At 69.6% G+C, this 22,862-nt stretch carries 26 protein-coding genes, 1 tRNA gene and 1 riboswitch; of the genes, 8 read left to right on the top strand and 19 right to left on the bottom strand.

Annotated elements, in window-relative coordinates; translation table 11 throughout:
• Positions 1-27: 27 nt before the first annotated feature.
• From RLT58_RS22865 to RLT58_RS22855, 3 genes are read right to left on the bottom strand one after another with little or no spacing between them, the layout of a single operon-like run.
• Positions 28-1,014 carry an ABC transporter ATP-binding protein gene (locus RLT58_RS22865; protein ID WP_311312234.1) on the bottom strand — a complete coding sequence of 329 codons (987 nt, stop codon included), beginning with the start codon at positions 1,012-1,014 and terminating at the stop codon, positions 28-30.
• A 29-nt stretch (positions 1,015-1,043) separates the two neighbouring features.
• A complete protein-coding gene (locus tag RLT58_RS22860) occupies positions 1,044-1,922 on the bottom strand; it encodes an ABC transporter permease (protein ID WP_311312233.1) in 879 nt (292 codons plus the stop codon).
• The gene (locus tag RLT58_RS22855) at positions 1,915-2,715 is read right to left on the bottom strand and encodes an ABC transporter permease (protein WP_311314610.1); all 801 of its coding nucleotides are present in this window, start codon (positions 2,713-2,715) and stop codon (positions 1,915-1,917) included. Before RLT58_RS22855 ends, RLT58_RS22860 begins: the two co-directional genes overlap by 8 nt.
• 174 nt (positions 2,716-2,889) lie before the next feature.
• On the opposite strand from RLT58_RS22855, the gene RLT58_RS22850 reads away from it, so the two are divergent.
• Positions 2,890-5,304 carry a transglycosylase domain-containing protein gene (locus RLT58_RS22850; RefSeq protein ID WP_311312232.1) on the top strand — a complete coding sequence of 805 codons (2,415 nt, stop codon included), beginning with the start codon at positions 2,890-2,892 and terminating at the stop codon, positions 5,302-5,304.
• On the opposite strand, the gene RLT58_RS22845 is transcribed toward RLT58_RS22850, so the two are convergent.
• From RLT58_RS22845 to RLT58_RS22835, 3 genes are all read right to left on the bottom strand, one after another.
• The gene (locus RLT58_RS22845; protein WP_018555875.1) at positions 5,298-5,618 is read right to left on the bottom strand and encodes a DMT family transporter; all 321 of its coding nucleotides are present in this window, start codon (positions 5,616-5,618) and stop codon (positions 5,298-5,300) included. The two genes, RLT58_RS22850 and RLT58_RS22845, sit on opposite strands and share 7 nt — an antisense overlap.
• Before the next feature lie 36 nt (positions 5,619-5,654).
• Positions 5,655-5,726: riboswitch (guanidine-III (ykkC-III) riboswitch) on the bottom strand.
• Positions 5,727-5,788: 62 nt separating this feature from the next.
• Complete coding sequence (locus RLT58_RS22840) at positions 5,789-6,127, bottom strand: GroES family chaperonin (protein WP_311312231.1); 339 nt, start codon at positions 6,125-6,127, stop codon at positions 5,789-5,791.
• A gap of 100 nt (positions 6,128-6,227) precedes the next feature.
• On the bottom strand, positions 6,228-6,548 hold the full coding sequence (locus tag RLT58_RS22835) for a DUF3618 domain-containing protein (protein ID WP_311312230.1): 321 nt from the start codon (positions 6,546-6,548) through the stop codon (positions 6,228-6,230).
• Between the two features lie 127 nt (positions 6,549-6,675).
• Between RLT58_RS22835 and bcp the strand changes: the two genes are divergently transcribed.
• The 3 genes from bcp to RLT58_RS22820 all read left to right on the top strand — a co-directional run bounded on the left by bcp (position 6,676) and on the right by RLT58_RS22820 (position 8,917).
• Positions 6,676-7,143 (top strand): thioredoxin-dependent thiol peroxidase, encoded by a 468-nt coding sequence (gene bcp / locus RLT58_RS22830; RefSeq protein WP_311312229.1) that lies wholly within the window; start codon positions 6,676-6,678, stop codon positions 7,141-7,143.
• A 140-nt stretch (positions 7,144-7,283) separates the two neighbouring features.
• The gene (proP, locus tag RLT58_RS22825) at positions 7,284-8,780 is read left to right on the top strand and encodes a glycine betaine/L-proline transporter ProP (RefSeq protein WP_311312228.1); all 1,497 of its coding nucleotides are present in this window, start codon (positions 7,284-7,286) and stop codon (positions 8,778-8,780) included.
• A 50-nt stretch (positions 8,781-8,830) separates the two neighbouring features.
• Positions 8,831-8,917, top strand: a tRNA-Leu gene (locus RLT58_RS22820).
• 57 nt (positions 8,918-8,974) lie between these two features.
• Here the strand turns inward: RLT58_RS22820 and rdgB are convergent.
• The 4 genes from rdgB to RLT58_RS22800 all read right to left on the bottom strand — a co-directional run bounded on the left by rdgB (position 8,975) and on the right by RLT58_RS22800 (position 11,247).
• The gene (gene rdgB, locus RLT58_RS22815; RefSeq protein WP_311312227.1) at positions 8,975-9,577 is read right to left on the bottom strand and encodes an RdgB/HAM1 family non-canonical purine NTP pyrophosphatase; all 603 of its coding nucleotides are present in this window, start codon (positions 9,575-9,577) and stop codon (positions 8,975-8,977) included.
• Between the two features lie 32 nt (positions 9,578-9,609).
• Positions 9,610-10,002, bottom strand: coding sequence for a DUF8711 family protein (locus RLT58_RS22810; protein WP_311312226.1), 393 nt, complete (start codon positions 10,000-10,002; stop codon positions 9,610-9,612).
• A 132-nt stretch (positions 10,003-10,134) separates the two neighbouring features.
• Positions 10,135-10,872, bottom strand: coding sequence for a ribonuclease PH (gene rph / locus RLT58_RS22805; protein ID WP_311312225.1), 738 nt, complete (start codon positions 10,870-10,872; stop codon positions 10,135-10,137).
• Positions 10,873-11,013: 141 nt separating this feature from the next.
• Positions 11,014-11,247, bottom strand: a complete 234-nt coding sequence (locus tag RLT58_RS22800; protein WP_018517946.1) for a PTS sugar transporter subunit IIB — start codon at positions 11,245-11,247, stop codon at positions 11,014-11,016.
• Positions 11,248-11,468: 221 nt separating this feature from the next.
• Between RLT58_RS22800 and RLT58_RS22795 the strand changes: the two genes are divergently transcribed.
• Together RLT58_RS22795 and RLT58_RS22790 are read left to right on the top strand one after the other, a co-directional pair.
• Complete coding sequence (locus RLT58_RS22795) at positions 11,469-12,779, top strand: PTS transporter subunit EIIC (RefSeq protein ID WP_311312224.1); 1,311 nt, start codon at positions 11,469-11,471, stop codon at positions 12,777-12,779.
• Between the two features lie 275 nt (positions 12,780-13,054).
• The gene (locus RLT58_RS22790; RefSeq protein WP_311312223.1) at positions 13,055-14,305 is read left to right on the top strand and encodes a PTS transporter subunit EIIC; all 1,251 of its coding nucleotides are present in this window, start codon (positions 13,055-13,057) and stop codon (positions 14,303-14,305) included.
• Positions 14,306-14,379: 74 nt separating this feature from the next.
• Here RLT58_RS22790 and RLT58_RS22785 read toward each other — a convergent pair whose 3' ends face one another.
• The 8 genes from RLT58_RS22785 to clpS all read right to left on the bottom strand — a co-directional run bounded on the left by RLT58_RS22785 (position 14,380) and on the right by clpS (position 20,290).
• Positions 14,380-15,132 carry an MBL fold metallo-hydrolase gene (locus RLT58_RS22785; protein ID WP_311312222.1) on the bottom strand — a complete coding sequence of 251 codons (753 nt, stop codon included), beginning with the start codon at positions 15,130-15,132 and terminating at the stop codon, positions 14,380-14,382.
• Positions 15,133-15,483: 351 nt separating this feature from the next.
• Positions 15,484-16,434, bottom strand: coding sequence for a PLP-dependent cysteine synthase family protein (locus tag RLT58_RS22780; RefSeq protein WP_311312221.1), 951 nt, complete (start codon positions 16,432-16,434; stop codon positions 15,484-15,486).
• The gene (locus RLT58_RS22775; RefSeq protein ID WP_311312220.1) at positions 16,434-16,712 is read right to left on the bottom strand and encodes a MoaD/ThiS family protein; all 279 of its coding nucleotides are present in this window, start codon (positions 16,710-16,712) and stop codon (positions 16,434-16,436) included. The genes RLT58_RS22780 and RLT58_RS22775 overlap by 1 nt, the downstream gene beginning before the upstream one ends.
• A gap of 100 nt (positions 16,713-16,812) precedes the next feature.
• Positions 16,813-16,938, bottom strand: coding sequence for a putative leader peptide (locus tag RLT58_RS22770; RefSeq protein ID WP_311312219.1), 126 nt, complete (start codon positions 16,936-16,938; stop codon positions 16,813-16,815).
• A 123-nt stretch (positions 16,939-17,061) separates the two neighbouring features.
• Positions 17,062-17,493 carry a M67 family metallopeptidase gene (locus RLT58_RS22765; protein WP_311312218.1) on the bottom strand — a complete coding sequence of 144 codons (432 nt, stop codon included), beginning with the start codon at positions 17,491-17,493 and terminating at the stop codon, positions 17,062-17,064.
• Positions 17,494-17,585: 92 nt separating this feature from the next.
• Positions 17,586-19,025, bottom strand: a complete 1,440-nt coding sequence (locus RLT58_RS22760) for an amino acid permease (RefSeq protein WP_311312217.1) — start codon at positions 19,023-19,025, stop codon at positions 17,586-17,588.
• Positions 19,026-19,346: 321 nt separating this feature from the next.
• Positions 19,347-19,931, bottom strand: coding sequence for a DUF2017 domain-containing protein (locus RLT58_RS22755; protein ID WP_311312216.1), 585 nt, complete (start codon positions 19,929-19,931; stop codon positions 19,347-19,349).
• 53 nt (positions 19,932-19,984) lie between these two features.
• Entirely contained in the window at positions 19,985-20,290 is a 306-nt protein-coding gene (clpS, locus tag RLT58_RS22750) for an ATP-dependent Clp protease adapter ClpS (RefSeq protein WP_136201957.1), read from the bottom strand.
• 111 nt (positions 20,291-20,401) lie between these two features.
• On the opposite strand from clpS, the gene RLT58_RS22745 reads away from it, so the two are divergent.
• Both RLT58_RS22745 and RLT58_RS22740 read left to right on the top strand, forming a co-directional pair.
• On the top strand, positions 20,402-21,736 hold the full coding sequence (locus RLT58_RS22745; RefSeq protein ID WP_311312215.1) for a nicotinate phosphoribosyltransferase: 1,335 nt from the start codon (positions 20,402-20,404) through the stop codon (positions 21,734-21,736).
• Between the two features lie 95 nt (positions 21,737-21,831).
• Complete coding sequence (locus RLT58_RS22740; protein ID WP_311312214.1) at positions 21,832-22,416, top strand: isochorismatase family protein; 585 nt, start codon at positions 21,832-21,834, stop codon at positions 22,414-22,416.
• A gap of 16 nt (positions 22,417-22,432) precedes the next feature.
• Here RLT58_RS22740 and RLT58_RS22735 read toward each other — a convergent pair whose 3' ends face one another.
• The gene (locus tag RLT58_RS22735) at positions 22,433-22,765 is read right to left on the bottom strand and encodes a hypothetical protein (protein ID WP_311312213.1); all 333 of its coding nucleotides are present in this window, start codon (positions 22,763-22,765) and stop codon (positions 22,433-22,435) included.
• Between the last annotated feature and the right edge of the window lie 97 nt (positions 22,766-22,862).

The following is a 22,862-nucleotide window of genomic DNA, read 5'->3' as shown; positions in this document are numbered from 1 at the left end:
TTGAACGCGTGCGCTCCCGTCACCGCGTCAAAGGCCGGTCGCCGACGCGTACATCTTCGCGATCACGGCCTCGATGTCCGGCTCGCGCACCGAAAGGTCCATCAACGGGTACTCCGCGGCGATCCGCGCCACCAGCGGTGCCGCCGAGGCGGACGCCGGGAACGCCAGCCACTGCCGGGGCCCCTCCACCTTCACCGTACGCACGGACGGCTCCGACTCCAGCCGGATCGGCGGGAGTTCGCGCTCCAGGTCCACCACGAGGGTGCGCTCGCTCTCGCCCACCTCGTGCAGCCCGGCCAGCGCGCCGTCGTACATCAGCCGGCCGTGGTCGATCACCATCACCCGCTTGCACAACTGCTCGATGTCGGTGAGGTCATGGGTCGTGAGCAGCACCGTCGTGCCGCGCTCGGCGTTCAGGTCACGCAGGAAGCCGCGGACCTTGGCCTTGGACACCACGTCGAGGCCGATGGTCGGCTCGTCCAGGTAGAGCACCTCCGGATCGTGCAGCAGCGCCGCCGCGATGTCGCCGCGCATCCGCTGCCCGAGCGACAGCTGCCGCACCGGGACCTCCAGCAGCTCGCCCAGGTCCAGGAGTTCGACGCACCGGTCCAGATTCGCGCGGAACCGCGCGTCGGGGATGCGGTACATCCGGTGCACCAGCCGGTACGAGTCGCGCAGCGGCAGGTCCCACCAGAGCGTCGTGCGCTGGCCGAAGACCACCCCGATCCGCTGGGCCAGCCGCGTCCGCTCCCGGGAGGGGTCGATGCCCGCCACCCGCAGCGAACCGCCGCTCGGGGTGAGGATCCCGGTCAGCATCTTGATCGTCGTCGACTTCCCGGCCCCGTTCGGCCCGATGTAGCCGACCATCTCCCCGCGCCCCACCCGGAAGCTGATCCCGTCGACCGCGCGCACCTCACGGCGTTCGCTGCGCAGGAGACCCGTCCTGCGGCGGACGTCGAAGACCTTCTCGACGCCGTCGAGCTCGATGAAATCCGTCTCGCCGTCCGTACCCATGCCCCTTGCTCCCTCTCGCCCGTCCCGCGTCAACTTCCCGTACTCCGGTACGCCCGCAGCCCCGCGCGCCAGCCCAGGCCCGCGGCCACCCAGCACAGCCCCGCCACCACCGGCGGCAGGAACGCCACCCACTGCGGCAGCCCCAGGGGGTAGTCCCGGCCCAGCACGTACAGCGCCGGCAGCCAGTTCACGAACGCCAGCGGCACGACGAACGTCACCCCGCGCACCAGGTCCTTGGCGAAGACCGTCGGCGGGTACTGGAGCAGCGTGTTGCCCCCGTACGTGAAGGAGTTCTGCACCTCGGAGGCGTCCTGCGCGAAGAACTGGAAGGCCGCGCCCGCCACGAACACCGCGCAGAAGATCGCCGCGCCGCTCAGCAGCATCAGCGGCACCATCGCCACCTTGAGCACGGTCCACTCGATGTCCAGCGTCACCAGCGCATAGCCGAGGACCAGCAGCCCCTGGGTGATCCGCCCCAGCCGGCGCAGCGCGAACCGGTCCGCCGCCACCTGCGCGAGCACCGGCACCGGCCGCACCAGCAGCGTGTCCAGCGTGCCGTCCCGCACCCGGCGGCCCAGCCGGTCCATCGACCCCATCAGCAGGTCCGCCAGGCCGAACGCCGTGCCCGCGGCCCCGTACAGCAGGGCGATCTCCGGCAGCGTGTAACCGCCCAGGACGTCCACGTGCGAGAACATCAGCATGATCGCGACGAAGTCGAACGCCGTCGCCGCGAAGTTCCCGATCGTCGTCATCACGAACGACGCCCGGTAGGCCATCGTCGAGCGCAGCCACATCGCCACGATCAGCCCGTACGCCCGGACCCCCTCGGCAGCGCGCGGCCTCGCCGCGAACACCGCCGAAGGCCCCTCCGCCACGGCCGCGTCCACCGTGTCCACCGCCTCAGCCACCCTGGACCACCACCCTCCGCGTCGCCACCGACTGCAGCATGCGGCCCGCCAGCAGCAGCGCCAGCGCCCAGCCCGCCTGGAATCCGTACGCCCGGACCAGCCCCCACCCGGTGTGCTTGCCGAGGAACACATCGGCCGGCACCTGGAGCAGCGCCGACCACGGCAGCGCCCGCGCCACCTCGCCCAGCAGCCCGGGGAACAGATTGAGCGGGAGCAGCAGTCCCGAGAAGAACAGCCCCGCCAGGAAGGCGATCTGCGCCGCGCCCGCCCCGTCCATCAGCCAGAACGCCGACAGCGCGACCAGATAGCGGATCGCGAAACTCACCACCACGCCGAGCGACACCGAGACGAGGAACGCCAGCCAGAGCCCGGCCGAGGTGGGCAGCGCCAGCTCGAAGGCCAGCGAGCCCAGCACCATCGGCACGATCCCGCGCCCCAGCAGATGAAAGGCCGCCCGGCCCAAGTCCCCGGCGAGCCACCACAGTTGAAGATCGATCGGCCGGTACAGGTCGACCGCGACATCACCCGTACGGATGCGCTCGATCAGCTCGTCCTCGAAGCCGCCGCCCATCATGGCGCACGTCATCAGGAGCGCCTGCCCCAGCCATACGTACGTGAGCGCCTGGGACATGTCGTACCCGCCGAGCTGAGGCCGCTCGTCCCACAACGCCTCGTAGGTGTACGCCATGATGAAGCCGAAGACGGTGTTGGTGAACACCCCCGCGGCCGTCGCGATCCGGTACGTGGCATAGCGGCGGAACCCGCCCGCCGCCACCACCGCGTAGAGCCGCACGGCAACCACCACCCCCCGGTCCCGGGTGCGCCGCCTCGTGCGGACACCAAAGCGCAGGAGCCTAGTCCAGCCCGGGCAGCCGCCGCGACCGCTTTTCGGAGGTCGATCCGGGGGTTATTCCGCAGAAAAGGGCACTATGGGGGAACTGACCGCGGCCGAGGAGTCTGCACCGACATGAGCGACGAGCCCCAGCAGCAGAACGGGGACCCCCGACCCCCGGGCTGGACCCCCAGGGACCTGCCTGCCGACGCCGCCGCCCGCGCGGAACGGGGCGCACCGGGGGCCGGCGGCGGGGGCCAGGGGACCGGGAAGAAGGCCAAGCGGCCCCGGCGCACCGGCTGGCGCCGCGCGATCCCCACCTGGCGCATGGTCCTCGGCGGTGTCCTGCTCATCGCCCTGGTGCTGATCGGCGGCTTCATCGCCGGCTACCAGCTCGTCGACATCCCGCCGGCCAATGCCAGCGCCACCGCCCAGTCCAACGTCTACCTCTACAAGGACGGCACCGTCATCGCCCGCGACGGCGAGGTCAACCGGGAGAACATCCGGCTCGCCCAGGTGCCCCTGCCCGTCCAGCACGCCGTCCTCGCCGCGGAGGACCGCGACTTCTACTCCGAACGCGCCGTGGACATCAAGGCGATGTTCCGCGCCGGCTGGAACACCCTCACCGGCAAGGGCCGCCAGGGCGGCTCCACCATCACCCAGCAGTACGTGAAGAATTACTACCTGGGCCAGGAGCAGACCGTCGGCCGCAAGATCAAGGAATTCTTCATCGCGATCAAGCTCAACCGCGAGGAGTCGAAGAACCAGATCTTCGAGGGCTACCTCAACACCAGCTACTTCGGGCGCAACGCGTACGGCATCCAGGCCGCCGCCCAGGCCTACTACAGCAAGGACATCGGCGACATCACCACCGCCGAGGGCGCCTACCTCGCCTCCCTGCTCAACGCCCCCAGCGCCTACGACGTCATCACGCACCCCGAGAACAAGCCCGCCGCCGTGGCCCGCTGGAACTACGTGCTCGACGGCATGGTGAAGGAGGACTGGCTCGGCGCCGGCGCGCGCGCCGTCACGGCCTTCCCGCCCCCGGGCCCCGTCAAGCCCGCCAACAGCCTCTCGGGGCAGCGCGGATACCTCGTCCAGGCCGTCGAGGACTACCTCGTCCGCAACGACATCCTCGACGAGAAGACCCTCGCCACCCGGGGCTATCGCATCACCACCACGCTGGAGAGGAAGAAGCAGGACGCCCTCGTCAAGGCGGTCGACGACAACGTCATGTCCAGGACGAGCAAGCAGCGCAAGCCCGACCGCAACGTCCGGGTCGGCGGCGCCTCCATCGACCCCGCCACCGGCCGCGTCCTCGCCCTGTACGGCGGCATCGACTACACCCGGCAGTACGTCAACAACGCCACCCGGCGCGACTACCAGGTCGGCTCCACCTTCAAGCCGTTCGTCTTCACCTCCGCCGTCGCCAACGACTCCACCACCCAGGACGGCCGCCGCATCACCCCCAGCACCGTCTACGACGGCACCAACAAGCGCATGGTCCAGGGCCCGGACGGGCCCACCGGCTACGACCCGGCCAACGAGGACGACGTCAGCTACGGGCCCATCACCGTGCGCACCGCCACCGACAAGTCGGTCAACGCCGTCTACGCCCAGATGGCCGAGGACGTCGGCCCCGGCAAGGTGCGGCAGACCGCGATCGGCCTCGGCATCCCCAAGGACACCCCGGACCTCACCGCCTCCCCCTCCATCGCCCTCGGCCCCGCCACCGCCAGCGTCCTCGACATGACGGAGGCGTACGCCACCCTCGCCAACCACGGCAAGCACGGCGCCCACGTCCTCGTCGACAAGGTCACCAAGGACGGCGAGAGCGTCAAGCTGCCCGGCCGCACCACCCAGCAGGCCGTCAGCCGCGAGGCCGCCGACACCACCACCTCGATCCTGCAGAGCGTCGTCGACGGCGGCACCGGCACGGCCGCCCAGGGCGCCGGCCGCCCCGCCGCGGGCAAGACCGGCACCGCCGAGGAGGACCGGGCGGCCTGGTTCGCCGGCTACACCCCCGACCTCGCCACCGTCATCGCCGTGATGGGCCAGGACCCGGACACCGGCGCGCAGAAGTCGCTCTACGGGGCACTCGGACTGCCCCGCGTCAACGGCGGCGGCGCCCCGGCCGAGACCTGGGCCCAGTACACCGGCGCCGCCCTGCGCGGCACGCCGGCCGAGGACTTCGACCTCGATCTGGAGGACGGCACCGACGAGACGGAGCTGCCCAGCGAGGAGGACACCGCGCCCGGTGAGACCGGCCGGCCCTCACGTACGCCCTCCCGCACACCCCCGGGCACCACACCGTCCAGCGCCCCGCCGACCACCCCGTCCGCCCCGCCCAGCACGCCCGATGCCACCGGGGGCACCACCGGCGGCGCGGACAACGGCGGAGCCGGGGACGGCGGCACGGACACGGGCGGCGGCTTCACCGGCGGCGGGGACAACGGGGGCGGCGACAACGGCGGCGGTGACAACGGGGGCGGCGGCTTCCTCGAAGGGGCCCGGGGCACCCGCGCCCCCGCACCCCCCGCGCGTCAGTGACCCGAGGTCGCCTTCAGCCCCACGACGGCCACCAGCAGCAGACAGACGAAGAAGATCCGGGCCGCGGTCACCGGCTCGTGCAGCACCACCATGCCCAGCACCGCGGCACCCGCCGCGCCGATCCCGACCCACACTCCGTACGCCGTACCGATCGGCAGGGTCCGCGCCGCATGCGACAGCAACAGCATGCTCGCGACGATCCCGAGGCCCGTGAACACGCTCGGCCACAGCCGGGTGAACCCCTCGGTGTACTTCATCCCGATCGACCAGGCCACTTCCAGCAGACCGGCGACCACCAGCAGAACCCACGCCATGACGGCACCTCCGACGACTCGACACGCGGACAACACGGTGCGTCGTCTTTACGGAAGCCCGGTACGGCGCGTCTCGTCGGGGTCCCTCCACGGTAGCAAAGGACAGGCAAAGGGCCTGGTGACAACGGTCACCAGGCCCTTCGTTCCGGCTGTCCGGCCGTCCGGCAGAACTACAGGTACAGCCCGGTCGAGTCCTCCGAGCCCTCGAAGCGGTCCGCGGCCACCGCGTGCAGATCGCGCTCCCGCATCAGCACGTACGCCACGCCCCGCACCTCGACCTCGGCCCGGTCCTCGGGGTCGTAGAGCACCCGGTCACCCGGCTCCACGGTCCGCACGTTCTGCCCCACCGCGACCACCACGGCCCACCCCAGCCGACGGCCGACCGCAGCCGTCGCGGGAATCAGAATGCCGCCGCCGGAACGCCGCTCGCCCTCGGGCGAATCGGACCGGACCAGCACACGGTCGTGCAGCATCCGGATGGGCAGCTTGTCGTCGGTGTTCTCGCTCACGCCCGCAACCTACCTGGCCGCCCGTCCACCACGCGCCCTAGGGCCTGTCTTCGAACTCCCCTCGTCGCCCGGAGGGCGGCCTCGCGCCGCTCGGGGCAGGTCAGCGCTTCCCGCGCCGCCTGGACGCGACGACCAGACCCACGACACCGACCGCGAGCAGCGCCGCCGGGATCACACGCTCCAGCCGGGGCGAGCCCTCCTCCGACACGAACTGCGCCTTCACGTCCGAGACGGTCCGGTTCACCGCGACGAAGGCCCGCCCGGCCGTCCGGTCCACGGCCCCGGCCGCCTTGGCCTTCGCGTCACCGATGATCGTCTTGGGGTGCACCCGCACCCCGATCTCATCGAGCACCACCGCGAGCTGCTCGCGCCTGCTGATGATGTCCGCCTCGATCTGCGCAGGGGTCCTGGCATCCGACACTGCGCCGCCTCCGTGGTCCTCGTCCGGTAAACCTTCATCGACAGTCTGTCAGCTCGACCGCCCCCGCACCCGGCGGCACCCCTATTACTCTCGGTCCCGTACACCCCACGTACCACTGAGGAGAACCATGAGCGAGCGGCTCCAGCCCGGCGACACCGCCCCCGCCTTCACCCTGCCCGACGCGGACGGCAACGACGTCTCGCTCGCGGACCACAAGGGCCGCAAGGTCATCGTCTACTTCTACCCGGCGGCTCTTACCCCCGGCTGCACCAAGCAGGCCTGCGACTTCACGGACAACCTCGATCTGCTGGCCGGCGCCGGGTACGACGTCATCGGCGTCTCCCCCGACAAGCCGGAGAAGCTCGCGAAGTTCCGCGAGAAGGAGAACCTCAAGGTCACGCTGGTCGGCGACCCCGCCAAGGAGACCCTGGAGGCGTACGGCGCCTTCGGCGAGAAGAAGCTCTACGGCAAAACGGTGACGGGCGTCATCCGCTCCACCGTCGTCGTGGACGAGGACGGCAAGGTCGAGCACGCCTTCTACAACGTGAAGGCCACCGGCCATGTCGCGAAGATCATCAAGGATCTGGGTATCTGAGGACACGACCAGGGCGTGGGATTGAGCCGAACGGCCGAAAGATGTGATGGACATCCCAATCCCACGCCGATTTGGTTTGCAACCGCCATGACCGCGCAGAAGCCTTTCCTGGAACACCCACCGAGGAAAGGAACCCGGCCATGGCGGCCTCCGACCCCCACCAGGCGGCCGACCCGGACGCGGTCAAACGCCACCCCGCCCTCTTCCGTGCCATCCGGAAGCGGCAGAACCCGAAGCTCCGCCGCACGGACATCACGGTCACCGACGACCAGGCGGTCAAGCGGGCGGTCAAAGCGGCGTCGCTGGGCAACGCCATGGAGTGGTTCGACTTCGGCATCTACTCCTACCTCGCCGCGACCCTGGGCCATGTCTTCTTCCCTTCCGGGAACGACACCACCCAGCTCCTCTCCTCCTTCGCCACCTTCGCGGTCGCCTTCCTCGTCCGTCCCCTCGGCGGGATGTTCTTCGGCCCCATGGGCGACAAGATCGGCCGCAAGAAGGTCCTCGCCCTCACGATGATCATGATGGCGATCGGCACCTTCGCGATCGGTGTCATCCCCTCGCACGACTCCATCGGCGTGTGGGCCCCGGTCCTGCTCATCGTCTTCCGGATGCTCCAGGGCTTCTCGACGGGCGGTGAGTACGGCGGCGCCTCCACGTTCATCGCCGAGTACGCCCCCGACAAGAGGCGCGGTTACTTCGGCAGCTTCCTGGAGTTCGGCACCCTGGCCGGATACGTCGGAGCCGCCGGGCTGGTCACCGCGCTCTACGCCCTCCTCAACGACACCCAGATGGAGGCATGGGGCTGGCGCGTCCCGTTCCTCGTCGCCGGCCCCCTCGGCCTGGTCGGCCTCTACCTGCGACTGCGCCTCGACGAGACCCCGGCCTTCCAGAAGCTGGAGGGCGGCACCGCGCACGCCACCGAGGCGGCGGACGGCGTCGAGACCACCACCAAGGGCGACCTCGCGAAGATCTTCAGCCAGTACTGGCCGACGCTGATCCTCTGCATCTGCCTGGTCGGCGCGTACAACATCACCGACTACATGCTGCTGTCGTACATGCCGACGTACCTCTCCGACGAGCTCGGCTACAGCGAGACCCACGGGCTGCTCATCCTGCTCGGCGTGATGGTCTTCCTGATGCTGATCATCAGCCAGGTCGGCAAGCTCTCCGACCGCTTCGGCCGCAAGCCGCTCCTGATGACCGGCATGCTGGGCTTCCTGATCTTCTCCCTCCCCGCCTTCCTGCTGATCCGCCAGGGCAGCATCCCCGCCATCACGATCGGCATGCTGATGCTGGGCCTCTCCCTGGTCTGCATGCTCGGCACGATGTCCGCCGCCCTCCCGGCCCTGTTCCCGACCAACGTCCGCTACGGCTCCCTGTCGGTCGGCTACAACCTCTCGGCGTCGATCTTCGGCGGTACGACCCCGCTGGTCATCACGGCCCTGATCAGCTGGTCGGGCACCAACCTGATGCCGGCGTACTACGCGATGGCGGCGGCCCTGGTCGGCGTGATCGCGGTGGCCTGCATGAAGGAAACCGCCAACAAGCCCCTGGCCGGCTCCCCGCCCTCGGTGGAGACGACGGAGGAAGCGGAAGAACTGGTCGCCTCCCAGACCCCGGACCCGAAGTTCTGACCGGGGCCTTCGGGAGCTCCGGTGAGCCCCGGTAGCATGGCTCACTGCCGGCGGCGGTGGTGCAATGGCGACACAGCAGACTTAGGATCTGTGGCCCGTGAAACGGCTTGAGGGTTCGAATCCCTTCCGCCGCACCAAAACGGCCTGGTCATCGCTGATGCGATGACCAGGCCGTTCGTGCGTGCGGGGGCGCGTCACCCCACCAGTTCCCGCACCACCGGCACCAGGGCCCGGAAGGCCTTGCCGCGGTGGCTGATGGCGTTCTTCTCCGCGGGGGTCAGTTCCGCGCAGGTGCGGGTTTCGCCCTCGGGCTGGAGGATCGGGTCGTAGCCGAAGCCGCCCGTGCCGGACGGGGTGTGGCGCAGGGTGCCGAGGAGGTGGCCCTCGACGACGCGTTCCGTGCCGTCGGGCAGGGCGAGGGCGGCGGCGCAGGCGAAGTGGGCGGCGCGGTGGGTGTCGTCGATGTCGGAGAGCTGGGCGAGGAGCAGGTCCAGGTTGGCCCGGTCGTTGCCGTGGGTACCGGACCAGCGGGCCGAGAAGATGCCGGGGGCACCGCTCAGGACGTCGACGCAGAGGCCGGAGTCGTCGGCGATCGCCGGGTGGCCGGTGGCCCGGGCGAGGGCGTGGGCCTTGAGGAGGGCGTTCTCGGCGAAGGTGACGCCGGTCTCCTTGACGTCGGGGATCTCCGGGTACGCGTCCGCGCCGACGAGTTCATGGGTGAGGCCCGCGTCGGCGAGGATCGCGTGGAGTTCGGTGATCTTCCCGGCGTTGCGGGTGGCGAGGATGAGACGGGTCATGGGTCGATTATCGCCGCCCGCGGGATCGCGGGTTACGGGGTGCAGACCTTGCCGATCTCCTTGGCCGCGTCGGTGACCGGGGTGATGTCGGGGGTGGCGTCGCCCTTGTCGATGGAGGCGCGGACGTTGCCGACGCCGTCCCGGAGGTCGTCGACGGCCTTGACCAGATCGGCGTTGTCGGTCTTGTCGCTGAGGTTGCCGAGCTCCTTCTCGATCTCGTCCAGGGACTCGGAGGCCTGGGTGGGGTCGCTGGAGGCGTTGGAGACGGCCTGCTGGAGGTTGTTGACGCTGGTGGCGATGGCGTCGGCGGTACGGACGCAGTCGAGCGTCTTGTCGAGGGCGCCGCAGCCGGTGGCGGCGGTGACGGTGAGCAGCGCGGCGGTGATCGCCAGAGCGGTGCGGTGGTGTCGGTGGCGCGCGGCCATGGTGTGGTCCCTCCCCGGGTGCGGATACGCGGACGGGCGCACGGTTCGACCCGTGCGCCCGTATGCGTATCGACGCCGGGGGGTGGGTACTTGGTTGCTTCTTTACCCGAGCCCGTCGGCCGTCTTCCGTACCTACTCGCCGAGGGTGCGGGCCAGTGCGTCGGTCTGGAAGCGCGTGAGGTCGACGCAGCCGGCGGTGGCGAGGTCGAGGAGGGCGTTGAGCTCGGTGCGGTCGAAGGGCGTGGCCTCGGCGGTGCCCTGGACCTCGACGAAGCGGCCGTCGCCGGTGCAGACGACGTTCATGTCGGTCTCGGCGCGGACGTCCTCCTCGTAGCAGAGGTCGAGGAGCGGGGTGCCGTCGACGATGCCGACGCTGATCGCGGAGACCGTGCCGGTCAGCGGCTTGCGGCCGTGCTTGACGATCTTCTTGCCCTGGGCCCAGGTGATCGCGTCGGCGAGGGCGACGTAGGCGCCGGTGATGGCGGCGGTGCGGGTGCCGCCGTCGGCCTGGAGGACGTCGCAGTCCAGGACGACGGTGTTCTCGCCGAGGGCCTTGTAGTCGATGACGGCGCGCAGGGAGCGGCCGATGAGCCGGCTGATCTCGTGGGTGCGGCCGCCGATCTTGCCGCGGACGGATTCGCGGTCGCCGCGGGTGTTGGTGGAGCGGGGCAGCATGGAGTACTCGGCGGTGACCCAGCCCTCGCCGCTGCCCTTGCGCCAGCGCGGCACGCCTTCGGTGACGGAGGCGGTGCAGAAGACTTTGGTGTCGCCGAAGGAGATGAGTACGGATCCTTCGGCGTGCTTGCTCCATCCGCGTTCGATGGTGACGGGGCGGAGCTGGTCGGGGGTGCGGCCGTCGATACGAGACATGGCGACGACCCTATCGGGTGCGGGGCCTGGGCCGTTCCGGTGCGCAGGCGGGCGTGCGGGGGCGGACACGCCACAGGCCCCGTCCGGTGGGGACGGGGCCTGCGGGCGTCGGGCGGTGGGCCCGAGGGGTTCAGCTCCGGGTCACATCATGTCTTCGATGTCGGCGGCGATGGGGTCCGCGTCGGTGCCGATGACGACCTGGATCGCGGTGCCCATCTTGACGACGCCGTGGGCGCCGGCGGCCTTGAGCGCGGCTTCGTCGACCTTGCTCGGGTCGATGACCTCGGTGCGGAGGCGGGTGATGCAGCCCTCGACCTCTTCGATGTTCTCGATTCCGCCGAGCCCGGCGACGATCTTCTCAGCCTTGCTGGCCATGGCCTTCTCCCTGGTTCTTCATGTACATGCGACGGCCCACCATGGGTCCGTTTCGTCACGGTAACGCACGGTTGGCCCAACTTCGCGAGCGAGTAGCCGAGCCATCGCCAATGATGACGATCACCGGCGCCCTGTCTTCCGGGCGGGCTCCGCACCGTACCGCAACTGGTCTACACCAGTCTGCAACGACCGCCACACGTGGCCAGTTCCGGAGGACGCCGATGAGCTCGAGCAGCGCAGCGATTCCACAGAAATCGTGGTGGAACGGCCTCTTCCAGGGCCTCCAGAAGATGGGGCGCAGCCTTCAGCTCCCGATCGCCGTCCTTCCCGCGGCGGGCATTCTCAACCGGCTCGGCCAGCCGGACGTATTCGGTGACGACGGCCTGGGCTGGACCAATGTGGCCAAGGTGTTCGCGGCCGCCGGTGGCGCGCTGCTGGACTCGGGGCTCGGACTGCCCCTGCTGTTCTGCGTCGGTGTCGCGATCGGCATGGCGAAGAAGGCGGACGGTTCGACGGCGCTGGCGGCCGTGACCGGGTTCCTCGTCTACTACGCGGTGCTGCACGCCTTCCCGGTGGACTGCGACGAGGGCTCGACGTTCGTGTCCGGCGGCACCTGGTTCGGTACGTGTGTGACGGACGACGCGCAGGTCACGGCGGCGGCGTACCAGAACCCCGGCGTCTTCGGCGGCATCGTGATGGGGCTGATGGCGGCCTGGTTCTGGCAGCGGTTCCACCGGGTGAAGCTGGTGGACTGGCTGGGCTTCTTCAACGGCCGCCGGCTCGTCCCGATCATCATGGCCTTCGTCGGACTGCTCTTCGCGGCACTGTGCGCCTGGCTGTGGCAGCCGATCGGTGACGGCCTGACGAGCTTCTCGAAGTGGCTGGTGGACCTGAACTGGCTGGGGTCGGGCATCTTCGGTGTGGCCAACCGCGCTCTGCTGGTGATCGGCATGCACCAGTTCCTGAACACCTTCGTCTGGTTCCAGTTCGGCGACTACACCAAGCCGGACGGCACGATCGTGCACGGTGACATCAACCGGTTCCTGGCGGGCGACCCGACGGCCGGGCAGTTCACCACGGGCTTCTTCCCGATCATGATGTTCGCGCTGCCGGCGGCGGCGCTGGCGATCTACCACTGCGCGAAGCCGCACCGCCGCAAGGCGGTCGGCGGCATGATGATCTCGGTCGGCCTGACGTCGTTCGTGACGGGAATCACGGAGCCGATCGAGTACTCGTTCCTCTTCGTCGCACCCCTGCTGTACGCGATCCACGCGGTGCTCACCGGTGTGTCGATGGCGGTGACCTGGGCGATCGGCGTGAAGGACGGCTTCAGCTTCTCCGCGGGCCTGATCGACTACGTCATCAACTGGAGTCTGGCGACGAAACCCTGGCTGATCATCCCGATCGGGCTGGCGTTCGCCGTCGTCTACTACGCGATCTTCCGGTTCGCGATCACCAAGTTCAACCTCCAGACGCCGGGCCGCGAGCCCGACGAGGTGGAGGAGGAGCTGGAGAAGGATCTGACGAAGTAGCAGCTCGCAGGGGTGCGCACCCTGCCGCAGGCCCCCTCGGCCAAGGCCCTCGGACCCTCCGGTCCGGGGGCCTTCGGCATGTCACCGAGCGTGCCCGATGGCCACTGCGAAGTAGTCACAAATTGCAGGTTCCTTATCTAACCCTCACCGTGCTACAACTGGTCTACACCACTCAGTGGTCCAGACCACGCGACAAGTCTCTGTCGCGTTCCTCGAGTCGTCGCCCACCCAAAACCCCCTGTCCCTGGCGGCGCCTTGCCTACTGGAGGAAGTTGATGAGTACGGCCACCGCTACGGCGGCCCCCGCGAAGAAGCGGGGCTCCGGCCTGTTCCAGGGCCTGCAGAAGGTGGGACGCAGCCTTCAGCTGCCGATCGCCGTGCTGCCGGCCGCGGGCATCCTGCTCCGCCTCGGCCAGCCCGACGTCTTCGGTGACGACGGTCTCGGCTGGGACAAGGTCGCCTCCGTGTTCGCCACCGCGGGCGGCGCGGTCTTCGACAACCTTCCGATGCTCTTCTGCATCGGTGTCGCCATCGGTTTCGCCAAGAAGTCGGACGGCTCGACCGCACTCGCCGGCCTCGTCGGCTTCCTGGTCTACAGCAACGTCCTCAAGGCCTTCCCGGTCACCGAAGCGGTGATCCAGAAGGGCGCGGACACCGCGGCGACGTACAACAACCCGGGTGTCCTCGGCGGCATCCTGATGGGTCTCGTCACCGCGATCCTGTGGCAGAAGTTCCACCGCACCAAGCTGGTGGACTGGCTCGGCTTCTTCAACGGCCGCCGGCTCGTCCCGATCATCATGGCCTTCGTCGGTGTGATCTTCGGTGTCTTCTTCGGCCTGGTATGGGAGCCCATCGGTGAGGGCATATCCAACTTCGGCGAGTGGATGACCGGTCTCGGCTCCTTCGGCGCCGGCCTCTTCGGTCTGATCAACCGCGCGCTGATCCCCGTCGGCATGCACCAGTTCGTCAACACCGTCTCCTGGTTCCAGCTCGGTGACTTCACGGACGCCACCGGCGCCGTGGTCCACGGTGACCTGAACCGCTTCTTCGCCCACGACCCGACCGCCGGTCAGTTCATGTCGGGCTTCTTCCCGATCATGATGTTCGGCCTCCCGGCCGCCGCGATCGCCATCGCCCACGCCGCTCGCCCCGAGCGCCGCAAGGCCGTGATGGGCATGATGATCTCCCTCGCGCTGACCTCGTTCGTCACCGGTGTGACCGAGCCGATCGAGTTCTCGTTCATGTTCATCGCGCCGGTCCTGTACGCGATCCACGCGGTGCTGACCGCCCTGTCGATGGCCATCACCTGGGCGCTCGGCGTGCACGCCGGATTCACCTTCTCCGCGGGCTTCATCGACTACGCGCTGAACTGGAACCTGGCGACCAAGCCGTGGCTGATCATCCCGATCGGTCTCGTCTTCGCGGCGATCTACTACGTGGTCTTCCGCTTCGCCATCACCAAGTTCAACCTCACCACCCCGGGCCGTGAGCCCGAGGAGGAGGTCGAGGACCTGACCAAGGCGTAAGCCCGGTCCGCCCTCGGCACGACGTAACGAAGCCCTCACCTTCCCGGCGGAAGGTGAGGGCTTCGCCGTACGCGCTAGATGTCGTACACCGCGCCCGGGACCGCCAGCTCCGTCGGGCCGGCGAAGACCTCCTGGGCGTCGGAGAGGTTGCGGGCGGCGTCGGTCCACGGCGGGATGTGGGTGAGCACCAGCCGGCCCACCTCCGCCCGGGCGGCCAGCTCCCCCGCCTCGCGGCCGTTGAGGTGGAGGTCCGGGATGTCCTCCTTGCCGTGCACGAACGACGCCTCGCAGAGGAAGAGGTCGCTCCCCGCCGCCAGCTCGTCCAGGGCCTCGCAGGTGCCGGTGTCGCCGGAGTACGTGAGCGAGCTGCCGCCGTGCTCGATACGGATGCCGAAGGTGTCGACGGGGTGGCAGAGCTTCTCCGTACGGACCGAGAAGGGGCCGATCTCGAACCAGCCCGGCTTCAGCGTGTGGAAGTCGAAGACCTCGCTCATCGCATGGTCGGACGGGGTGTCGGCGTGGGCCGTGGTGAGCCGCTGCTCCGTGCCGTCGGGGCCGTAGACCGGGATACGGGCCGGGCGGCCGCCGTCGTGCGGGTAGTACCGGACGACGAAGTACGCGCACATGTCGATGCAGTGATCGGCATGGAGGTGGCTGAGGAAGATGGCGTCGAGGTCGTAGAGACCGACGTGGCGCTGCAGCTCGCCGAGGGCGCCGTTGCCCATGTCGAGGAGCAGCCTGAAGCCGTCGGCCTCTACGAGGTAGCTCGAGCATGCCGATCCCGCGGACGGGAACGAGCCGGAGCAGCCGACGACGGTGAGCTTCATGGAGCGTGAACCTCCGAGACGTGGGAACGGGGAGGGTTCGTGCGGTTCGTTGAGCGGTTTGTTGAGCGGTTTGTTGAGCGTAAGGCGCGAAAGAGCCGGTCGCTCCTTCGGGGCGTGCCGTTGTGGGGGAACTCACCTGTGCTGTCACCGGTTCGATGGAAGCGCGGGCCCGTAACCGGGGCTCCGCCCCGGACCCCGCGCCTCGAACGCCGGCGAGGCTGAGCAGTTTCAAGCCCCTCCGGCGATTGAGGAGCGGGGGTACGGGGGCAGCGCCCCCGGAAACGGCGGACGCCGGGGGTCCCGACCGCATCGGTCGGGGCCCCCGGCGTCCGGGAAGAGGCAGCTCGGGCGCTACGCCCAGAGCTGGCCCTGCAGGGTTTCGATCGCCGCCTCCGTCGTGGCCGCGGTGTACACCCCCGTGGACAGGTACTTCCACCCGCCGTCCGCGACGACGAACACGATGTCGGCCGCCTCCCCGGCCTTGACGGCCTTGTTGCCCACACCGATCGCCGCGTGCAGCGCCGCCCCCGTGGAGACGCCCGCGAAGATCCCCTCCTGCTGGAGAAGTTCACGGGTGCGGGTGACGGCGTCGGCGGAGCCGACGGAGAAGCGGGTGGTGAGCACCGAGGCGTCGTACAGCTCGGGGACGAAGCCCTCGTCGAGGTTGCGCAGCCCGTAGACCAGGTCGTCGTAGCGCGGCTCGGCGGCGACGATCTGGATGCCCTCGACGTGTTCGCGCAGGTAGCGGCCGACACCCATGAGCGTGCCGGTGGTGCCGAGGCCCGCGACGAAGTGGGTGATCGAGGGGAGGTCGGTGAGGATCTCCGGGCCGGTGGTGGCGTAGTGCGCGCCGGCGTTGTCCGGGTTGCCGTACTGGTAGAGCATCACCCAGTCGGGGTGCTCGGCCGACAGCTCCTTGGCGACGCGCACGGCGGTGTTGGAGCCGCCCGCCGCCGGGGAGGAGATGATCTCGGCGCCCCACATGGCGAGCAGGTCGCGCCGCTCCTGCGAGGTGTTCTCGGGCATCACGCAGACGATGCGGTAGCCCTTGAGCCTGGCCGCCATGGCGAGCGAGATGCCGGTGTTGCCGCTGGTGGGTTCGAGGATGGTGCAGCCCGGGGTGAGCCGGCCGTCCTTCTCCGCCTGCTCGACCATGTGGAGCGCGGGGCGGTCCTTGATCGAGCCGGTGGGGTTGCGGTCCTCCAGCTTGGCCCAGATGCGGACGTCGTCCGACGGTGACAGCCGCGGCAGGCGGACGAGCGGGGTGTTGCCCACTGCGGCGAGCGGGCTGTCGAAACGCATCAGCGCATGCCGCCGGCGACGGCCGGGAGGATGGTGATGCTGTCGCCGTCGCTGAGCTCGGTGGAGATGCCGTCGAGGAAGCGGACGTCCTCGTCGTTGAGGTAGACGTTGACGAAGCGGCGGAGCTGGTCGCCGTCGACGATGCGCTCACGGATGCCCGTGTGGCGGCTCTCCAGGTCCGTGAAGAGGTCGGCGAGGGTGTCCCCGTTGCCTTCGACGGCCTTGGCGCCGTCGGTGTAGGTGCGGAGGATGGTCGGGATGCGGACCTCGATGGCCATGGCGTGGGCTCCTGTCGAAGCGGAGTGGTGGCGGTGGGCGTGGGACGCGCGGCTCTGCCCCCGCGCAGGGGTCGTGCGTACTGGGTGGCGCCCGGCCGGCTCAGGCCTCGCGGCCGGCGGCCCGGTGGTTCGTACAGATCGCGCTGGAGAGGCGGCACAGGTCGACGTGCAGGCGCGCCACGAGCAGCGTGCCCGGCGTCTTCTCGCTCACGTCATGGGGAACCATGCGGTCATCGTATCGATTCCCGGTCGGGGATTCGGAGTGTGATCTCACCTGATGGATGGTGAGCGTTCGCCAGGTGGACAGGGCCGGGCGGGGCGGCCCTGTCCGGCCGGGCCGGGCACGGGGTCAGTCGGCGAGGTACGCGGCGACGACCTCGACCTCCTCCTCGGTGATCTCGCCGTCCACGATGCGGTACGAGCGGAACTGGAAGGGCCCCGCGTCGTCGGTGTCGGCGGTCGACACGAGGACGTAGTGGGCGCCGGGCTCGTTGGCGTAGGTGACGTCGGTGCGCGAGGGGTAGGCCTCGGTCGCGGTGTGCGAGTGGTAGACGATCACCGGCTCCTCGTCGCGGTCGTCCATGTCGCGGTAGAGCTTGAGGAGGTCGGCCGAGTCGAACTCGTAGAACGTGGGCGAGCGGGCCGCGTTGAGCATGGGGACGAAGCGTTCGGCGCGGCCGGTGCCGGCGGGCCCGGCGACCACGCCGCACGCCTCGTCGGGGTGGTCGGCGCGGGAGTGCGCGACGATCTGGTCGTACAGCGCCTGGGTGATGGTCAGCATGGCGCCCAGGATAGGACGACGGGCCCCCGCGTACCGAGGAGTGGTACGCGAGGGCCCGCATCGTGGAACCGCCCTGGTCACGGGCGTACGGCTCAGCGGCCGGCGAAGGCCTTGTTCCCGGGGTTGCGGGCCTTGAGGACCAGGTAGGAGACGCCGAGGATCAGGGCCCACAGCGGGGCGCAGTAGAGCGAGATCCTGGCGTCCTTGTCGATGCCCATCATGACGATGACCATGCCGATGAAGGCGAGCGCGAAGACGCTGGTGTACGGGGCTCCGGGCGCCCGGAAGGTGGACTGCGGGAGGTCCCCGCGGTCGGCGAGGCGGCGGTAGCGGATCTGGCTGACCAGGATCATGATCCAGGCCCACATGCCGGAGATGGTGGCGAAGGAGACGACGTAGGTGAAGGCGTCACCGGGCCACTGGTAGTTGATCCAGACGCCGACGAGCATGAGGGCGGCGGAGAAGGTGGTGCCGACGAGCGGGGTGCCGCTCCTGGTCAGCCGGGTGAAGAACTTCGGGCCCTGTCCGTTGAGCGCGAGGTCGCGCAGCATGCGGCCGGTGGAGTACATCCCGGAGTTGCAGGAGGAGAGCGCGGCGGTCAGCACGACGAAGTTGACGATGCCGGCGCCGAGGCCGAGGCCCATCTTCTCGAAGGCGTGGACGAACGGGGAGACGCCCGGCGAGAACTCGGTCCAGGGCACCACCGAGAGGATCATGATCAGGGCGCCGACGTAGAAGACGGCGATGCGCCACGGCACGGTGTTGATGGCCTTGGGCAGGACGGTCTTGGGGTCCTTGGACTCGCCCGCCGTGACACCGACCAGCTCGACGGCGAGGAAGGCGAACATCACGATCTGCAGGGTCATCAGGGTGCCCTTGATGCCGTGCGGGAAGAAGCCGCCGTCGGCCCACAGGTGCGTCATGCTCGCGGTGTCGCCGGCGTCGGAGAAGCCGAGGGTGAGAATGCCGGCGCAGATGAGGATCATGCCGACGATGGCGGTGACCTTCACCATGGAGAACCAGAACTCCAGCTCTCCGAAGAGTTTCACGGAGATCAGGTTCACGCCGTAGAGAATGATCGTGAAGATCAGGGCCGACACCCATTGCGGAATGTCGAACCAGAAGGTCATGTACTGGGCCGCGGCGGTGACTTCGGTGATTCCGGTGACGACCCAGAAGAGCCAGTAGGTCCAGCCGGTGACAAAGCCGGCGAAGGGGCCGACGAATTCACGGGCGTACTCCGAGAAGGAGCCCGAGACCGGGCGGTACATGAGGAGTTCACCCAGGGCCCGCATGATGAAGAAGATCACCAGTCCGGCGATGGCATAGGCCAGGATGAGGCTGGGTCCGGCCTTGGCGATGGCTTTGCCCGCGCCGAGGAAGAGGCCGGTGCCGATGGCCCCGCCGATCGCGATCATCTGGATCTGGCGGGCGCCGAGGGCTCGCTGATAGCCCTCGGCGGAGGTGGTGGCATCCGCGGCTGCGGCGTGCGGGCCGTCCTGTCCCTTGTCGTCGACCTGCGCCGATGTCATGTGCTGCGCCTTTCTCCACGCCGATCCGCGCCTTTCGGCCGCGGATCAGGTCCTGATCCCCCCGGATATGGATGGAGTGCCGCCGGTGGTTGCCGGCCCATAGCGCCCTCGGGAAACAGGGGTGGCGTCCCCCGAGTGGTCGTGAAGATTTATCACGGGCACATCGGTGATCCACCGGCCATTATGTGGCGCACACCACAGGAAAAAGCGGACAACGGTGTTCAGGCGTTGCAAAAAAGACCGATCAGGTGACGCGATCGTTATTCGGATTTGAGCGTCCGTTGAGCGAACACGCGGTCTTCCGGGGGTGCCGGGAACCGCCTACGGCATCAGCGTCTCGACCAGGGTCTCCTGGAGCGCGCCGAGCCAGAGATAGGCCATGACCATGGGCTTGCGGGGGTCGCTGTCGGGCAGCCGGTAGAGCGAGCCCTCCTCGCCCTCGTCCTCGTCGGAGACCTCGAGGCGGGTGCCGATGGTGAGCCGGAGGTCGTTGAGGGAGCCGAGCCAGTTGCGGCTCTCGTCGGCGCTGAGCGTGAGCACGGCGGCGCCGTCCCCGGCAGGGGTCAGCGCATCCAGCGTGCGCACGACGACCAGGGCGTCGTCGCGCTTGCGGGTGCGCAGGTCGTTCTCGGTGAAGCGGCGGAACTCGGCGGAGGCGGAGCGCAGTTCGTCGTCCTCGTCGCCGTAGGCCTCGGGGAAGAGGCGGGCCAGGGCCGGGTCGCTGGGCGGCTCGCTGGGCCCCTCGGCGAAGAGAGCGGCGAGCGGGTCCTCACCCTCGGCGGGTTCGTCGCCGGGGCCGATGAGCTCCAGCAGCTGGACGGCGAGGGAGCGCAGGATCGCGATCTCCACCTCGTCGAGCGCGACGGCCGCGCCGCCGCCGGGGGTGGCCTCGAAGTGGCCGGCCATGGGTTGACTCCGATGGTGGTCGGGCGGGGCGGACGGGGGCGGTGCGGAGCGGGTCAGTTGCGGTCCTGGGTGAGCGTGGCCCACAGCCCGTAGCCGTGCATGGCCTGGACGTCGCGTTCCATCTCCTCGCGGCTGCCGCTGGAGACGACGGCGCGGCCCTTCTGGTGGACGTCCAGCATCAGCTTGTGGGCCTTGTCCTTGGAGTAGCCGAAGTAGGCCTGGAAGACATAGGTCACATAGCTCATGAGGTTGACCGGGTCGTTGTGGACCAGCGTCACCCAGGGGACGTCGGGCTCGGGGACGACGAGGCTGTCCTCGGCCGATTCGGGACGTTCTATCTCTACGGGGGCGACGCTCACCTACCCCATGCTGCCACTCGGGAGGGGCCATCGCACAAACGGGGCCGGGCGCGGGGCCGCCACGCCACCCCCATCTCGTCACTTTGACGAAATAGGGGTAGCATCCCCGGCATGAACTCTGCGGACCTTGGGCGACGGGTCGGTGTGCCGTCGACAGCGCTCTTCACCGACCAGTACGAGCTCACGATGGTGCAGGCCGCGCTGAAGGCCGGCACCGCCGACCGGCGCTCGGTCTTCGAGGCGTTCACCCGCCGACTGCCCGAGGGGCGGCGCTACGGCGTCGTCGCGGGCATCGGGCGGGTCCTGGACGCGGTGGAGAACTTCCACTTCGACGACGAGATGCTGGGCTTCCTGCGCGACCAGGACATCGTCGACGGGCCGACCCTGGACTATCTGGCCGACTACCGCTTCAGCGGCGACATCTGGGGCTACCCGGAGGGCGAGGTGTACTTCCCCGGCTCGCCGATCCTGCGGGTCGAGGGCTCCTTCGCCGAGTGCGTGCTGCTGGAGACGGTGATCCTTTCGATCCTCAACCACGACTCGGCGATCGCCGCCGCGGCGTCCCGGATGTCGGCGGCGGCGGGCGGCCGAGGGCTGATCGAGATGGGCGCCCGGCGCACCCATGAGCTGTCGGCGGTGGCCTCGGCCCGTGCCGCGTACATCGGCGGCTTCGACACCACGTCCGACCTGGCCGCCGGCTTCCGCTACAACATCCCGACGGTCGGGACGAGCGCGCACGCCTTCACCCTGCTGCACGACTCCGAGCGCGACGCGTTCCGCGCCCAGGTCGACTCGCTGGGGCGCGGCACGACGCTGCTGGTGGACACCTACGACGTCACCGAGGCGGTCCGTACGGCGGTCGAGATCGCCGGGACCGAACTGGGGGCCGTGCGGATCGACTCCGGCGACCTGCTGCTGGTCGCCCACCGGGTGCGGCAGCAGCTGGACGAGCTGGGCGCGACCTCGACGAAGATCGTGGTGACGTCGGACCTGGACGAGTACGCCATCGCCTCGCTGGCCGCCGCGCCGGTGGACGCGTACGGGGTGGGCACCCAGCTGGTGACCGGCAGCGGGCAGCCGACCTGCTCGATGGTCTACAAGCTGGTCGCCCGCGCCTCCTCGGCCGATCCTGCGGACCCGCTGCGGCCGGTGGCGAAGAAGTCGATGGGCGCGAAGTCCTCGATCGGCGGCCGCAAGTGGGCCGCGCGCCGGCTGGACGAGGACGGGGTGGCCGAGGCCGAGGTGATCGGCACCGGTCCCGTCCCGCCGGAGCTGGCCGACCGGCAGCTGCTGGTGGAGCTGGTCCGGGGCGGCGAGGTCGTCGAGGCCGCCCGGGAGCCGCTGGACGCGGCCCGGGAGCGGCACATCGCCGCGCGGGCGGGGCTGCCGATGTCGGCGATGCAGCTGTCGCGCGGCGAGCCGGTTCTTCCCACCGAGTACGTATGAGGCGCGGACGGGCTTGATTGTGGGCCCCGAGTCTCTAGGCTCGGGGCCATCCCCGTAACCGCCGCTCTTCCGCCTCCCCCCTAAGGACACCCGCCATGCACCGCGCCTTGATCGTCGTGGACGTTCAGAACGACTTCTGTGAGGGCGGGAGCCTCGCGGTGGCGGGGGGTGCCGATGTCGCCGCCGCCATCACCGACCTGATCGGTGACGGCCAGCCCGGCTACCGGCACGTGGTGGCCACCCGCGACCACCACATCGACCCCGGCGACCACTTCTCGCAGGCGCCGGACTTCGAGCACTCCTGGCCGCCGCACTGCGTCGCCGGTACGGAGGGGGTGGGCTTCCACCCCAACTTCGCGCCGGCGGTCGCCTCGGGCGCCATCGACACGGTCTTCGACAAGGGCGCCTACGCGGCCGCGTACAGCGGCTTCGAGGGCCAGGACGAGAACGGCGTGGGGCTCGCCCAGTGGCTGCGCGACCGGGGGATCACCGAGGTCGACGTGGTCGGCATCGCGACCGACCACTGTGTGCGGGCCACCGCGCTGGACGCCGTCCGCGAAGGCTTCGCCACGCATGTGCTGCTCGACCTGACCGCGGGCGTCGCCGAGACGACGACGGACCGGGCGCTGGCGGAGCTGCGGGACGCGGGCGTGGCGCTCTCGGGCAAGCCCGTGGTCTGAGCGGGCCCGGGGCCGGTCAGCTCTGCCGGGCCGGCAGGGCGGGCCTCAGCAGGGCCCGGATCGGGTGCCAGAGCTCCTGGGCCCGCTCGGGTCTCGCCCGCCACAGCAGGCCGTCCGGGTGGTGCAGGACGGCGGTGATCTCGTCCGGGGTGGGCGGCTCGGCGTTGCCGCGGAGGTAGACGGCGCGCAGACCCAGATTGCGCAGCCGGGTCAGGGCGCGGGCCCGGTTGGCCGCGTGCACCAGGACGCGTACGGGGGTGTCGGGCCCGACCCCCTGTGCCGGGCTCGGCAAGGTGATCGCGACGACCACACTGCCGTTCGGCAATTTGCTGAATCCTCCGCCTGCCATGCTTCGCGCTCCCCCGTAAGACATCGTGTCAATAAGAAACCGAACAAGAGGCACCTAAACACGATCGGCCGCCGCCCGCTAGAGGGCGACGGCCGAT

It is taken from the genome of Streptomyces sp. ITFR-16 (assembly GCF_031844705.1).
In the GTDB taxonomy this organism is placed as follows: Bacteria; Actinomycetota; Actinomycetes; order Streptomycetales; family Streptomycetaceae; genus Streptomyces.
The sequence above is the reverse complement of the archived record's forward strand: the minus strand, read 5'-3'. Positions and strand labels throughout refer to the sequence as shown.

Coding starts and splice junctions, on each gene's coding strand:
- RLT58_RS22845 (WP_018555875.1), bottom strand. CDS start 5,618: ATGGCGTGGGTTCTGCTGGTGGTCGCCGGTCTGCTGGAAGTGGCCTGG.
- RLT58_RS22810 (WP_311312226.1), bottom strand. CDS start 10,002: ATGGCCGCGCGCCACCGACACCACCGCACCGCTCTGGCGATCACCGCC.
- RLT58_RS22755 (WP_311312216.1), bottom strand. CDS start 19,931: ATGGCCGGCCACTTCGAGGCCACCCCCGGCGGCGGCGCGGCCGTCGCG.
- bcp (WP_311312229.1), top strand. CDS start 6,676: ATGAGCGAGCGGCTCCAGCCCGGCGACACCGCCCCCGCCTTCACCCTG.
- RLT58_RS22865 (WP_311312234.1), bottom strand. CDS start 1,014: ATGGGTACGGACGGCGAGACGGATTTCATCGAGCTCGACGGCGTCGAG.
- RLT58_RS22735 (WP_311312213.1), bottom strand. CDS start 22,765: ATGGCAGGCGGAGGATTCAGCAAATTGCCGAACGGCAGTGTGGTCGTC.
- RLT58_RS22740 (WP_311312214.1), top strand. CDS start 21,832: ATGCACCGCGCCTTGATCGTCGTGGACGTTCAGAACGACTTCTGTGAG.
- rph (WP_311312225.1), bottom strand. CDS start 10,872: ATGTCTCGTATCGACGGCCGCACCCCCGACCAGCTCCGCCCCGTCACC.
- RLT58_RS22795 (WP_311312224.1), top strand. CDS start 11,469: ATGAGCTCGAGCAGCGCAGCGATTCCACAGAAATCGTGGTGGAACGGC.
- RLT58_RS22775 (WP_311312220.1), bottom strand. CDS start 16,712: ATGGCCATCGAGGTCCGCATCCCGACCATCCTCCGCACCTACACCGAC.
- rdgB (WP_311312227.1), bottom strand. CDS start 9,577: ATGACCCGTCTCATCCTCGCCACCCGCAACGCCGGGAAGATCACCGAA.
- RLT58_RS22850 (WP_311312232.1), top strand. CDS start 2,890: ATGAGCGACGAGCCCCAGCAGCAGAACGGGGACCCCCGACCCCCGGGC.
- RLT58_RS22780 (WP_311312221.1), bottom strand. CDS start 16,434: ATGCGTTTCGACAGCCCGCTCGCCGCAGTGGGCAACACCCCGCTCGTC.
- RLT58_RS22770 (WP_311312219.1), bottom strand. CDS start 16,938: ATGGTTCCCCATGACGTGAGCGAGAAGACGCCGGGCACGCTGCTCGTG.
- RLT58_RS22785 (WP_311312222.1), bottom strand. CDS start 15,132: ATGAAGCTCACCGTCGTCGGCTGCTCCGGCTCGTTCCCGTCCGCGGGA.
- RLT58_RS22800 (WP_018517946.1), bottom strand. CDS start 11,247: ATGGCCAGCAAGGCTGAGAAGATCGTCGCCGGGCTCGGCGGAATCGAG.
- RLT58_RS22745 (WP_311312215.1), top strand. CDS start 20,402: ATGAACTCTGCGGACCTTGGGCGACGGGTCGGTGTGCCGTCGACAGCG.
- RLT58_RS22765 (WP_311312218.1), bottom strand. CDS start 17,493: ATGCTGACCATCACCCAGGCGCTGTACGACCAGATCGTCGCGCACTCC.
- proP (WP_311312228.1), top strand. CDS start 7,284: ATGGCGGCCTCCGACCCCCACCAGGCGGCCGACCCGGACGCGGTCAAA.
- RLT58_RS22790 (WP_311312223.1), top strand. CDS start 13,055: ATGAGTACGGCCACCGCTACGGCGGCCCCCGCGAAGAAGCGGGGCTCC.
- RLT58_RS22760 (WP_311312217.1), bottom strand. CDS start 19,025: ATGACATCGGCGCAGGTCGACGACAAGGGACAGGACGGCCCGCACGCC.